Origin of the sequence: Flavobacterium sp. MMLR14_040 (genome assembly GCF_033657265.1) — a bacterium.
Taxonomy (GTDB): Bacteria; Bacteroidota; Bacteroidia; order Flavobacteriales; family Flavobacteriaceae; genus Flavobacterium.
On sequence record NZ_JAWVWO010000006.1, the window covers coordinates 1 to 12922 of the forward strand.

Sequence of the window (12922 nt, forward strand, 5' to 3'; positions counted from 1 at the left end):
GCACCATTTGATTTTCAATCAGGTACATCTATAAAAAGAAAACCTGCAGTGTCAATGCTAGCTGACAAAGCCATAAAAGCTATTTTGCATCTGGCCGCCATGAGTGCTATCAGATTAGATAATGATTTAAGAAAATATTATATCAGAAAAGTTGAAGAAGGAAAGAATAAAATGAGCATTTTAAACGCTGTAAGAAATAAAATAATCCATCGGGTTTTTGCGGTAATAAAAAACCAAATCCCTTATCAAAAAGATTTGGTTTTATCATAGAAATCGAAATGACAAACAGTACGTTTGAGCATTACATTGTGAGAGATTTATCCGCCATAAGATTGAAGATATTTCCTTAGATTAAGACATTGACTTCTCGCTCTTCAACTGCAAAGCCCTCTGCAAAAAACTCTGATGCAGTATTTTATTTTCAGCCTCATTAATAGCCTGAAGTAAATTATTCTGATTGTCTGCGATGTCACTCAAAATCGTCGTCATAATTGCCCACACGGGTTTCATTTTTTCGATAAGCTCCTGCCCTTTTGGGGTTAACTGAAGCAATCTTTTGCGTTCGTCGATTTTGTCTTTTTTAGATTTAATCAGTTTTTGTTTTTCAAGTTCTTTCAATAAACTGATGGTCGACGGATGTGTGTAACCAATTTCGTTGGCAATTTCAACAACGCTCAAAATTTCTTTATGATATAATGTATAAATTACAGGAAACCATTTGGGCTCAAAGTCAATTCCGTATTCTTTATAAAGCAGAGCGCCATCTTTGCGCAATTGCTCACTCAAACGCTGTAATCTTGTGGAAAGGGCTAAAATTCCTGATTCATCTATGATATTCATTCTTCTTATTTTAAAGGTAAATGACGGAAAACATGGTCCGGTTTCATTAACGGAAATTTCTCCGGAAGCAATTCTTGTTCGATGGCAACAAAATGATTTCGCTCATAAAAACGCAAAGCAGCTTCTAATTTCGAAATGGTTCCCAAATATATAGCATCAATTCCGTTTTCTCTAGCATATTGAATTAAAGTATCTAATAATTTTTGGGCAATCGAGAACTCTTTTCCGCGATATTCTTTTTTTACAAACATTTTTCTGATGGCAGCTTCTTTTTCATCAAACTTAATCAAAGCAATGGTTCCCACTAGTTCATCATTTACAAAAGCGCCCCAAAAACCGCCACCACCGCCATAATAAAAGTCTTTTATATTTAATAAATCAGGCTGGTCTTCTATTGTAATAGGAACATTAAATTCTTTCTGCTGAATGGTTAATATTAAATCTATAGCAGCTTCTGAATATTCATTTTCGATTGGAATAATTAACGGTTTCATATTTTTCTGTTTTTATAAAACAAAACTACGTAGTTAACTACATAAAAACAAATTTCACTCAAAAAAAGTTAGAAGTTAATTGTGAGACATTAGAAGTTCTTCCAAAATAAGCTTCAAACTTTTAACTTCTAACAAATAACTTCTAACTCCAAGTAATTTAAATGGTCGGAATTGTTCCTCCATCAATAACATATTCTGTTCCTGTGAGATAACGCGCTCTTGGTGAAACTAAAAAACCTACCAATTCGGCTACTTCTTCCGGTTGTGACGGTCTTCCAAACGGAATTCCGCCCAAAGAATTCATGACACTTTGAGTTGCTTCTTCAATGGTACTTTTGGCACTTTCTGCAATTCGTTCCATCATTCTGGTAGACGCTGTTGTCATAATCCAGCCTGGGGAAACGGTTAATACGCGAACTCCTTTTGAAGAAACTTCTTTTGATAATCCTTTGCTGTAATTGATTAATCCGGCTTTTGCTGCTGCGTAAGGTAAAGTCGAATCAAACAATGGCAACTTGCCTTGTATGGATGCAATGTGAATAATCACGCCTGATTTTTGCGCTAACATCGCTGGTAAAAAACCTCTGTCTAAACGAATGGGAGCCAGTAAATTGGACTGAATCGTGTTTTCCCAATCTTCATCATTCAAAACAGAAAATCCACCGCCCGGAGTTTCTGAACCGCCAAGATTGTTAATTAAAATATCAATCTTTTTGTGCGTTTTTAAAACTTCTTCAATTACTGTTTGAGTTCCTTCGCTTTTGCTGAGATCGGCTGCAATGAAATGAAAATTTTTGTTTTGATTTTCGTCTTCCGGTTTGTTTCTTGCGCTTATAATCACGGTTGCTCCCGCTTTTAGTAATCTTTCGGCAATGGCTTTTCCGGCTCCTTTTGTTCCTCCGGTTACTAATGCGATTTTGCCTGATAATTCGTTATCGAAATTAAATGTATCTCTCATGTCGTTTTTATTTTTTACAAAATTCTGACATATAGACGATTACCACAAGTACGGTAAATCGAATTGCATAGTGATAATTTTATCCCTATTGTGTTCTTTAGAATATTAGGCTAAATTTGTAGTATGCAGCCAAGAAAAATTCCACTCAACCTAAATTGCGGACTCGACCTTATTGCCGAAGTACTTTACGGCAAGTGGAAAATACGTTTGTTATGGTTTATTAACGAAGGACATAAAAGACCCAGCGAACTCCAGCGTAAAATTCCGGATGCTTCGAGACGCGTACTTCATATTCAGTTGAATGAACTGGAGAAACACGAGTTAATTTCGAAAGTTATTTATCCGGTAGTTCCGCCAAAAGTCGAATACAGCCTTACTGAATTTGGAAAAACCTTGATTCCTGTTATTTCTGCTTTGGGAAACTGGGGTGATAAAAATGAAGAAAGATTGCGTTCGCTTATTACAAAAAACACCTAATTCTCTATTATTAAAATGGAAAACCGAGACCATGAATATTACATGAACAAATGCATTGAACTTGCAAAAGTGGCCAAACGTAATGGCGACAGTCCGGTTGGTTCTCTTTTGGTGCTAAATGGTAAAATTGTTGGTGAAGGTATTGAAGGCGGAAAAACATTTAAGGACATTACTTTTCATTCAGAAATTGAAGCTGTTCGAAATGCCAGAGCCTTTCTTAAAACGCATGACCTTTCTGATTGTATTATGTACACAACGCACGAACCTTGTATTATGTGTTCATATGTGCTTAGGCATCACCAAATTAATACGATAATTATTGGTTTAGCTTCGGGAGATATTGGTGGTTTTAGTTCGCAATATCCTTTACTTAAAGATGAAACTATTAAAAAATGGAAAAAACCGCCGACACTTGTTTTTGGAATTCTGGAGGAAGAATGTAAACAATTGTCTTTATAATTCCTGGCTATTATTTTCTATAGTTGTAATGTATATTTTTTATCATTTGACTTACAATATTATTTTAAAATTATATTTCACCAGTCATTAGAATATTTTCTTTTACACCTTTATTTTTTAGCATTCTAAAGTGAGAACGCACCGCATGGTAAAAAGGATAAGAAGTATAAGGAAGATCATATTCCTGAGCATATCGCCTTATAATTGGCGTAATATAAGGATAATACGTATGACCAACTCCGGGGAAAAGATGATGTGCTACATGATGCGTGAATCCGCCGTATAAAAAATTGGCCAATTTACTATCTGTACTAAAGTCCTTCGTTACAATCATTTGATGCAAGGCCCAGCTCGCAGATAGATTCCCTTTATCATCTGTTACAGGAAAATGGGCATCTTCGTCAACATGTGTAGATACGAGTGCTACAACTCCCAGCATGCTTCCGGATAAATGCATAGCAAACCAGGCGCCTAAAACAACGTACCACGGCTGATTTAAAACCATCATGGGAATAAAAAGCAAATAGATAAGATTGAATGCTTTTGCTGCGAATAATTTATAAATTTCTTTTTTCGGGATTTGATCCACTACTTTCTTTACATAATTGTCTTTCTTTCCAAAAAAATCTTTAAAATCGCGAATATAAATCCAATTCAGGCTATACAACGGATAAATAAACCACATATAAATATGCTGATATTTATGGTAATTAAAAAGCGGACTGTTGGGAAAAATCCTGATGATGTCACTTTGTTTGATATCAATATCCCAATCGGGAACGTTAGGATACGCATGGTGAAGGCCAACATGACGGCGTATCCAAAGCCAGTGATTACTGCCAAAAAGTTCTAATGCATACGTAAACCATTCGTTGTGTTTTGGTTTTTTAAATAGTGCTCCATGCGCCGCATCATGAAATGCATTGATAAAAAGTACAATCATGTTGATACCGCACAAAATATAAAAACTATAAAGCAAAGGCGTGCTGTTACCTAATAACAGAATACAGGCATAAAATAAAAAAAAGAGTACTAAAAGTCCAATAGACTTAATGATATTCAATTGGTACAAAAATGAATTTTTTAAAACTGTTTCTCTGACTTCTCGTTGCAACATTTTAAAAAAATCATCAGTACCAGGTTTTAAATAAACCGGGCGTTTTAATTTTTCCATAATGGTTATTGGCTAGAAATTCTTATATCAAATTTAAAAAAAATATAAAAGACAATTATAAAATCCAACCAATTTTAACGCTGAATTTCATTCATAAAATACTAAATATTAAGTTATTATAGATGATTTTATATTTTTTATTGATTCAAAATCGGGTTTTATTTCTTCTAAAAAAAAAATATCCTTTTGATTACTATTCTTTCAAATTAAAAGAAAACTTCACGTATAGTTTTATAGAATATTATTTTATTCTTATAAAAACTCTATTTCTAAAAATGAAATTCTATTTATAATAAAAACAACTTTAGTAGTAAAAAAAATGTTAATTTTGATTGCCCCTTTACCAAAATCTACTAAAAATAACTTATGAAAAAAAATTTACATCTTCGATTAAATCAGATGAAAAAATTAAAGCCGCTATTCCTTTATGCTTTTTTTTTACTGATTTCATGGCAGGCCAATTGCCAGTACATTACAGAAACCCTCGCTCCTACGGCGGTTATTAAGGAAGGTTTATCATTAGAACAATCTTCAGACGGTCGAATTTTTATTGCCGAAAGAGGCGGAATCGTCAAGGTTTTTCAAAACAATGCTGTTTCAACCGTTTTTACCGTTACTACCGTTACAGATGCTGAACAAGGACTTCTTGGACTTACGCTGCATCCTGATTTTGCTACAAACGGTTACATTTATGTTTTTTATTCGATCGATGATGCAGGTGTGGTCAGACACCGCATTGAAAGAATACAAATCAACGCTGCCAATCAGGTTTTGGGCAGACAGGAAATTTTATTATTAGAACCTATTGGCGGCGGATTTCACAACGGTGGAGATTTAAAATTCTTTAACGGATTTCTCTATGTAACCGTTGGTGATAGTCAGCAAAATACAAATGCCCAGGATTTAGATACTTATAAAGGAAAAATTTTACGTTTGACAGAAAACGGATTACCAGCACCCGGAAATCCTTTTTACGGAAGCGGTTCTGTACAAAGACAAAGCATCTGGGTTTACGGTTTTAGAAACCCGTGGCGATTGGTGCCAAATACAAAAGCCAATAAATTATTTGTTTTGGATGTTGGAACTTCGTGGGAAGAGATCAACGAAATCAGCAATCCGACAATTCGAAATTATGCGTGGGGACACCCGCAAGGAAGCGACGGAAAACAGGATGAAACCAATTTGTTTACTAACCCGATTTTTACATACGCAACAGGAAGTATTGGTAATGCTTTGACAAACGGGCTTTTATATAATCCAACAACGTCTCGTTACCCAAATCTTTTAGGTAAATTTATTATTAAGGATTTTGTTCGAAATGCCATTCGTTCTTTTGATCCCAATGTTGAAGATCCGGTTTCTACCGAGTTTTATGAAGCTCCACAGCAACAGGCACTTGGTATGATGTTAGGTAACGACGGTTACATTTATTACTGTGCTTACGGAAATAACGGTTCGTTAATTAAATTAGATTATATTGAAACTGCAGCGCCAACAATTGTCAATCATCCGCAATCTCAAAGTATTATGGCAACAAAACCGGTTACTTTTGAGGTAACGGCAAGCGGTGTTGGGCAAACTTATCAATGGCAATTTAATAATGTAAACATTAACGGAGCAACGGCTGCCAGTTATACTATTGCAAGTGTAACCAATGCAAATGCAGGACAATACAAAGTTATTGTAACCAATACAGCAGGAAACGTAACGAGTAATCCGGCAACACTTACGGTAACACCGTTTAGTAATTCGCCTACGGTTGATTTAAAATTTCCCTTAGCGACTTTAAAATGGAATGCTGATGATGTTGTTAATTTTGAAGCTACAGCAACCGATATAGAAGATGGCGTATTGCCTGCCAGTGCTTTTTCCTGGAGTTTGGATCTTTTTCACGAAGATATTCCCGGCGCCGGACATTCACATCCCGGCGCGAGTCCGCAGGGCGTGAAATCGGGAACTTTTGTGGCATCCAATCAAGGTGAAAAAACACCAAACGTTTGGTACAGGTTTACCGTAAAAGTAACGGACAGCAACGGATTGACCGCAACAAAATTTGTGGATATCAAACCTAATTTAGTCGATGTTACCGTGACAAGTTCACCAGCGTTGCTTAATTTAGAATTCAACCAAAAACCTGTCGTTGCGCCTTCAACCAAACAAGTTGTGGCCAATGCCAAACTACAAACACTTAATGCGCCAACTCCGCAATATGTTGGTAATATTCAATATGATTTTGACCATTGGAGTCAGGGTGGAATTGTAAACCAGACATTTCAGGCACCAGCAACAGGTACTATAACTTATACAGCCTTTTACACAGCGACGACCCTTCCTTCCGCCCCATATCAGGGATTAATTTCTCAAATTCCCGGACTTATTGAAGCAGAAAATTACGACATTGGTCCTTCTTCTGTTTTTGACAGTAATGGCGGCGGCGATGCAGCATACAGAGCCGGCGACGGCGTGGGAACCGAAGCTTGTAATGAAGGCGGATTTAACATTTCGTATGTAGCTAAAAACGAATGGCTCAAATACACCGCAAAAGTCAATACAACAGGTAATTATGATGCAAAACTAAGAGTTGCAACGCCATACAATAATAAAGCACTTCACATTGAGGTTGACGGCGTTAATGTTTCCGGTCGATTTGCAATTCCAAATACAACGGGTTTTCAGGCATGGCAAACGGTAACCATACCAAATATTCCGCTAACTCAGGGTGTTCATGTTATCACGCTTTGGTTTGACGAAGCCGACGTTAACGTCAACAAAATGGAATTTTCATTATCAGGAAATGCAACAACTCCGGTTGCTGATTTTGAAGTTAATCAATCGATGGGATGTATCAATACTGGTGTTACTTTTACCTCTGTTTCGATTGGCACAGTTGATACTTATGTTTGGAATTTTGGTCAAAATGCAACACCGGCTACCGCAACAGGCGTTGGGCCCCATACGGTATTATATGGCACAGAAGGCGACAAAACCGTTTCTTTAACCGTGACTAATACGGCAGGAACGAACAAAAAAGAGATTACTTATATGGTTCATAGTTGTACTCTTGGTGTTGATTTCCCATCTGAAGATTCAAAAAATGTAATCGTTTTTCCGAATCCTTCTAACGGAATTTACAATCTTTCAAAGGAAATGGAATGGAAAATTTATTCCACTTCAGGAGCTAAAATTAAAGAAGGAAAAGGAAATCTGATCAATATTTCTGATCAGGCTTCGGGAGTGTATTTCATTAAAAATAATGAGAGCAGTAAAGCTATTCATATTGTAAAACAGTAACATTTTATAAAACACAAATTTCACTGATTTTCCCTAATTTAAATTTTTGTTAATTAGTGAAATTCGTGTTTAAAACAGAATTTAATATCTTTACTACATGATAGAAATAGGAATAGACAGTTTTGCTTCGGCAATGTATGGCGACAATAATACGCTGAGTAGTGTTGACGCTATGGAGCAATTGCTTCAAAGAATTGAGCTTGCCGATCAGGTGGGTCTTGATGTTTTTGGAATTGGAGAACATCATAAAAAAGAATTTTTAGATTCGGCTACAGCTGTCATCTTGAGTGCGGCTGCTGCACGAACAAAAAACATACGATTGGCAAGTGCTGTAAGCGTTTTAAGCGCTGCAGATCCGGTTAGGGTTTATCAGGAATTTGCCACTTTAGATTTGGTTTCAAAAGGAAGAGCCGAAATTGTTGTTGGCCGCGGATCTTCGATTGAAGCTTATCCCCTTTTCGGATTTAATCTAAATGATTATGATGCCCTTTTTAAAGAGAAATTAGAGTTATTATTGCAAATTCGCGACAATGAATTTGTAAGCTGGTCAGGAAAATTTCGTCCGGCCATCAATAATTTGGCCGTTTATCCGAGGGCTTTACAGGAAAAATTACCAATATGGCTTGGCGTTGGCGGAACTCCGGAATCGTTTGTACGTGCGGGATCACTTGGTTTGCCTTTAATGGTGGCCGTTATTGGTGGACAAACGTATCGTTTTCGTCCGTTGATCGATTTGTATCGCGAAGCCGGAAAAGCAGCCGGTTATAAACTAGAAGAATTAAAAGTAGGTTTGCATTCTCCTGGTTATGTTTCGGGATCTACCGAAAAAGCAATCGAAGAATATTATCCGGGTTATGCTGAACTTTGGACAAAATTAGGACTAGAGCGAGGCTGGCCACCTGTAACCAAAGACAAATTCAACGGTTTGATTGACGATAAAGGTGTTTTAGTTGTGGGAAGTCCAGAACGTGTTGCTGAGAAAATTTTGGGGCATAGCGAATCTTTGGGAGGAATTTCGAGATTTACTTTTCAAATGGATAATGCGGGACTTACGCATAAACAATTAATGAACTCTATAGAATTTATTGGTACAAAAGTTATTCCTTTGGTTCGTAAGGGGTAATGTCTTTTTACCACAAAGGCGCAAAGGTTTTACGCAAAGTTCGCTAACTTATTTCTCAAAGTCGCAAAGACGCAAAGTTTATTTTCTTTGCGTCTTTGCAACTTTGATAGATTAAAATAAACAGCTTTTCGGTAAAAAAACTTAGCGAACTTTGCGAAAAACCTTTGCGTTCTTTGCGATTAAATACGCCACGAATTTCACGAATCTACACGAATTATTTTTATCGCTAATTAGCATAAAACTTGTCTAATTTAGAGCTAAATCTAAAACGCTACTCCTCATACATTTCCATCCACAAACGTGTTTCTTCCAGGTCGAGTTCTTTTTCTATTTTTCTGAAAATTTCCTCGTTTACAGAACCTGATTTGTGCATTGTTTCCAGTTTTGAGCGCTCTACATTCAGTAAATCGATTTGTATTTTGGTGAAATCGTTGAAAATTTCACCTCCCATTATATTTCCTTTTCCGAAGAAATTTGCCGGAAGTTCGGTTTTCTGCAAACGGTTAAACTTTACTTCATACTTACTTTTGATATTATGCAGCAAATCATCATTCAATAAAGAAAAATTATCTTCGATGTGTGTAATAGTTTGAGAAACAATGATATTTCGAATTTCATATTCTTCGGCTAAAATAGAATAACGCTCAATTTTTAATTTTTTAATTACCCAGGGAAGTGTCAATCCCTGAATCACCAAAGTGGAAAGTATCACACAAAAAACCAGATAAATAATCAGGTTCCGCAACGGAAATACTTCTGTATCGTTATTAATCGTTAATGGCAAAGCCAAAGCCGCCGCCATGGATACAACACCGCGCATTCCGGACCAACCGAAAATAATCATATTGCGATAATCGAATTCTTCTTTTTGCCTAATTTTTTTACTGAGAAATCTTGGAACCAACGTTGCCGGAACCACCCATAAAAAGCGAACTAGAATAACCACGGCACTCACAGAAGCTCCCCAAATAAACAATGACAGACCAGAATAATCGCCAATTCCAGAAATAATCTGACGCAACTGAAGTCCGATTAAAATGAAGATTAATCCGTTTAAAATATTCGTAAGCACGCTCCAGATTGTATTGGTCATAATCCTGCTTTCGTGCGTAAAAATAGTTCCAGATCTGGCCGAAAGAAACAAACCCGTTGTTACAACCGCCAAAACACCCGAACATTCAAAATGTTCTGCTATTAAATAAGAAGCAAAAGGCGTTAAAAGTGTTAATGTCGCCTCGATAACATCGTCACATACAAACCTTTTATGAATAATACTCATGGCATAACCAACGACTAAACCAATCGCAATTCCTAATGTCGACATGATAAAGAAATTTAATCCTGCCTGCCAAAGCACAAAATTACCCGCTGTGATGGCTGCAAGTGCATATTTGTAAGCTACAAGTCCGCTTGCATCATTCAACAAACTCTCGCCTTCTAAGATCGCAATAAGGCGTGGATGCAAGCCCAGTCCTTTGGTTATGGCTGTCGCCGAAACAGCATCGGGTGGTGAAACAATAGCACCCAATAAAAAAGCCAACGGCCAGGAAATATCATCTATAAGATAATGTACAGCGACTGCAACAGAAACTGTTGTAAAAAGCACCAACCCAACAGCCGCAAGTGTTATGGGGCGAATTGTTTGTTTAAACTCAGACCAGCTTGTATACCAGGCGGCATGATACAAAAGTGGTGGTAGGAATATAATAAAAACGACTTCGGGATTTAATGCAATAACCGGAAGCCCGGGAATAATACTAATTGTAACACCACAAAGAACCAATACAATAGGAACGGGAAAATTATACCTTTTACTTAAAAGACTCAGGAATGCAACCCCGAATAACAACATGATGATTACTGTGATATTCTCCATTTTTAAATTTACTTTCTTGTGGTTTTATATTCGTTTTTGAAGAGTACGAATATAATATTTTACAAAATAACCGCCAATCTTTGTCAAAGTTTAAAACTTTGACAAAGATGACTCGCATACATACCAAAAAAAACGCCTCATTTCTGAGGCGTTTTTCAAGTCATGTTTTTTAATTAGTGGTGACCATCGTGGCTATGATCATTATTTTTGGAATTATTCCCTTTTGAGTTTTTTGAATTACCCTTTTTTGCATTATCCTTGTTCGGTTTCTGCTTGTTGTCAGGTTTGTTTCCTCTGTTTTTCTGAGGTTTTCCTTTATAACCTTTTGGATAATTGGTAACGTGTTTTTTATGATATGAATAAGGAGAATCTCCTTTGTAATCATTCAACACTACTTTGTAACCATCGTAAAGATCATAATTTCTGTATCTTGAAGGCAATCTTTTATCACGAACCCATTTACCGCTATTTTCATAAATATACTGGCTTTGAGCAACATCATAATAGATATCGATATCTGGCAAATAGTAATATCTGCTTTCATCATTTCCTTCAGGTCCCCAGCTTGGCGGTGTACCAATATTTACGTTTATTGATACTTGTGCATGTGCAAAAACACTCATTAAAAGCATTAGAGCAAGTCCTAATTTTTTCATTCTTTTAGTTGTTAAGTTTAAATTTGATTTGAATAAAGCGAAAGTAATGCCATTTTTCAGGTTTATCGAACTCATTATACCGAACCGCTAAACCAATCGACGAACACCTCTTTTTAACCGATACTCTTTATCAAATTTCAACCTTCAACTCAATATTTTCAAGAACTTTATTTCCATCCACCGCCTAAGGCGCGATACAAATCAACCAAAGCCTGCAACTTTTGCAAATTATCGTTTATACCGTTCAATTGTGCCGACAAAAGATTTTGTTCTGATGTTAAAACATCAGTATAATTTGTCGCTGAACTGTACTCTAAAAGCTGTTGTGTAAAATCAACTGCTTTTACTAGAGATTCAATTTGTTTCTGTCTCGAATCTTCTTTTTCAACCGCCATTTGGTACGAATACATTGCATTAGAAACCTCCTGTCCGGCAACCAAAAGACTCTGCTGGAAGTTATTTAAGGCTTGTAATTGTTGTGATTGCGCCGTTGTTAACCTCGCTTTGTTTAATCCCTGATTAAAAAGTGGCTGTGTTAATCCTCCAATTATCGAATAAAAAATAGAATTATCGAAGAAGTTTTTCAACTCTAAATTAGAAAATCCACCACTGGCCGTAAGCGTCAAACTTGGATAAAAATAAGTTCTTGCCAAATTTGTGTTTTCAAAAGCAACTCTGAAATTAAACTCTGCCTGACGTACATCGGGACGATTTTGCAATAACTGAGACGGTAAACCTATCGCGAGATTATCAGGAGTTTGCTGTTCTCCCAAAACACCTCTTTCGATTGGTCCCGGAGCCTGTCCTAATAAGATATTCAAAGCATTTTCGGTTTCACGAATGCTTTGTTTAATATCCGGAATCAATACTTCGGCAGCATAACGATTGGCTTCACTTTGTACCACGGCAGCACCAGTAACAATTGCACCTTCTTTTAAGGCTTTGATTGTTTCTACGTTTTTAACACGGGCTTCCAAAGTTTGCTGTGTAATTTCAAGTGATTTATCATAAGACAACAATAAAAAATAATTGTTGGCAATATCAGCAATCAATTGGGTTTGAACCGCTTGTTTTGCAGCATCTGTAGCAAGATAAGTGGCCAAAGCTGCTCTTTTTGTACTGCTTAGTTTTCCCCAGATATCTGCTTCCCATGACGTACTTAAACCTAATTTATAAGTTGTGGTTAACGTATTAATATTGATTCCTGCCGGAAAGTTAAGTCCTGCTTCTGATTGTTTGGTGCGTGTTACATTGGCATCCAGATTTAAATTTGGATAATAAGCCAATTTGCTTTGACGTAAACTGGCACGCGCCTGAACAATGTTTTCAATAGCATTTTTCAAATTCAGGTTTTGATCAAGGCCTTTCTGAATTAAGGCACTCAATTTTGCATCTTTAAAAACACTTTGCCAAGGCATATTCGCCAGATTTGTAGAATCGGCAGCGGCCTGATCACGAAACAGCTTATCTGTAGAAAGTGTCGTGGGACGTTCGTATTTTTTGGTAACGCAGGCACTTAAAAGTGTGGCTGCGATTACCATTAAAATATATTTATTTGAACTATGAGTCATTTT

At 36.6% G+C, this 12922-nt stretch carries 12 protein-coding genes; 5 read left to right on the forward strand and 7 right to left on the reverse strand.

What is annotated here, in order from left to right; all coding sequences use genetic code 11:
- On the forward strand, window positions 1-270 hold a 270-nt coding region (locus tag SD960_RS09895; RefSeq protein ID WP_318802586.1), incomplete at its 5' end, for a transposase.
- A gap of 81 nt (window positions 271-351) precedes the next feature.
- Here SD960_RS09895 and SD960_RS09900 read toward each other — a convergent pair.
- From SD960_RS09900 to SD960_RS09910, 3 genes are all read right to left on the reverse strand, one after another.
- A complete protein-coding gene (locus SD960_RS09900; protein ID WP_318802587.1) occupies window positions 352-840 on the reverse strand; it encodes a MarR family winged helix-turn-helix transcriptional regulator in 489 nt (162 codons plus the stop codon).
- Window positions 841-845: 5 nt separating this feature from the next.
- Window positions 846-1334: a GNAT family N-acetyltransferase gene (locus SD960_RS09905; protein WP_318802589.1), complete on the reverse strand. Its 489-nt coding sequence runs from the start codon at window positions 1332-1334 to the stop codon at window positions 846-848.
- Window positions 1335-1491: 157 nt separating this feature from the next.
- Entirely contained in the window at window positions 1492-2292 is an 801-nt protein-coding gene (locus SD960_RS09910) for an SDR family oxidoreductase (protein ID WP_318802592.1), read from the reverse strand.
- Between the two features lie 123 nt (window positions 2293-2415).
- Here SD960_RS09910 and SD960_RS09915 point away from each other — a divergent pair, with 123 nt between their 5' ends.
- On the forward strand, window positions 2416-2769 hold the full coding sequence (locus SD960_RS09915; protein WP_318802594.1) for a helix-turn-helix domain-containing protein: 354 nt from the start codon (window positions 2416-2418) through the stop codon (window positions 2767-2769).
- A 15-nt stretch (window positions 2770-2784) separates the two neighbouring features.
- Window positions 2785-3228 (forward strand): nucleoside deaminase, encoded by a 444-nt coding sequence (locus SD960_RS09920; protein ID WP_318802596.1) that lies wholly within the window; start codon window positions 2785-2787, stop codon window positions 3226-3228.
- A gap of 70 nt (window positions 3229-3298) precedes the next feature.
- Here the strand turns inward: SD960_RS09920 and SD960_RS09925 are convergent, their stop codons facing one another.
- Window positions 3299-4402, reverse strand: a complete 1104-nt coding sequence (locus SD960_RS09925) for a fatty acid desaturase family protein (protein ID WP_318802598.1) — start codon at window positions 4400-4402, stop codon at window positions 3299-3301.
- Window positions 4403-4768: 366 nt separating this feature from the next.
- Between SD960_RS09925 and SD960_RS09930 the strand changes: the two genes are divergently transcribed.
- Entirely contained in the window at window positions 4769-7693 is a 2925-nt protein-coding gene (locus SD960_RS09930) for a PQQ-dependent sugar dehydrogenase (protein WP_318802599.1), read from the forward strand.
- A gap of 100 nt (window positions 7694-7793) precedes the next feature.
- Complete coding sequence (locus SD960_RS09935; protein WP_318803077.1) at window positions 7794-8816, forward strand: LLM class flavin-dependent oxidoreductase; 1023 nt, start codon at window positions 7794-7796, stop codon at window positions 8814-8816.
- Between the two features lie 271 nt (window positions 8817-9087).
- Here SD960_RS09935 and SD960_RS09940 read toward each other — a convergent pair whose 3' ends face one another.
- The 3 genes from SD960_RS09940 to SD960_RS09950 all read right to left on the reverse strand — a co-directional run bounded on the left by SD960_RS09940 (window position 9088) and on the right by SD960_RS09950 (window position 12919).
- On the reverse strand, window positions 9088-10692 hold the full coding sequence (locus SD960_RS09940) for a Na+/H+ antiporter (protein ID WP_318802600.1): 1605 nt from the start codon (window positions 10690-10692) through the stop codon (window positions 9088-9090).
- 173 nt (window positions 10693-10865) lie between these two features.
- On the reverse strand, window positions 10866-11348 hold the full coding sequence (locus SD960_RS09945; RefSeq protein ID WP_318802601.1) for a hypothetical protein: 483 nt from the start codon (window positions 11346-11348) through the stop codon (window positions 10866-10868).
- 167 nt (window positions 11349-11515) lie between these two features.
- Complete coding sequence (locus tag SD960_RS09950; RefSeq protein WP_318802604.1) at window positions 11516-12919, reverse strand: efflux transporter outer membrane subunit; 1404 nt, start codon at window positions 12917-12919, stop codon at window positions 11516-11518.
- Window positions 12920-12922 lie beyond the last annotated feature (3 nt).

Excerpts from the sequence above, each read along its gene's own strand:
- SD960_RS09920 (WP_318802596.1), top strand. The coding sequence starts at position 2,785 with ATGGAAAACCGAGACCATGAATATTACATGAACAAATGCATTGAACTT.
- SD960_RS09905 (WP_318802589.1), bottom strand. The coding sequence starts at position 1,334 with ATGAAACCGTTAATTATTCCAATCGAAAATGAATATTCAGAAGCTGCT.
- SD960_RS09940 (WP_318802600.1), bottom strand. The coding sequence starts at position 10,692 with ATGGAGAATATCACAGTAATCATCATGTTGTTATTCGGGGTTGCATTC.
- SD960_RS09925 (WP_318802598.1), bottom strand. The coding sequence starts at position 4,402 with ATGGAAAAATTAAAACGCCCGGTTTATTTAAAACCTGGTACTGATGAT.
- SD960_RS09910 (WP_318802592.1), bottom strand. The coding sequence starts at position 2,292 with ATGAGAGATACATTTAATTTCGATAACGAATTATCAGGCAAAATCGCA.
- SD960_RS09945 (WP_318802601.1), bottom strand. The coding sequence starts at position 11,348 with ATGAAAAAATTAGGACTTGCTCTAATGCTTTTAATGAGTGTTTTTGCA.
- SD960_RS09930 (WP_318802599.1), top strand. The coding sequence starts at position 4,769 with ATGAAAAAAAATTTACATCTTCGATTAAATCAGATGAAAAAATTAAAG.
- SD960_RS09950 (WP_318802604.1), bottom strand. The coding sequence starts at position 12,919 with ATGACTCATAGTTCAAATAAATATATTTTAATGGTAATCGCAGCCACA.
- SD960_RS09915 (WP_318802594.1), top strand. The coding sequence starts at position 2,416 with ATGCAGCCAAGAAAAATTCCACTCAACCTAAATTGCGGACTCGACCTT.
- SD960_RS09900 (WP_318802587.1), bottom strand. The coding sequence starts at position 840 with ATGAATATCATAGATGAATCAGGAATTTTAGCCCTTTCCACAAGATTA.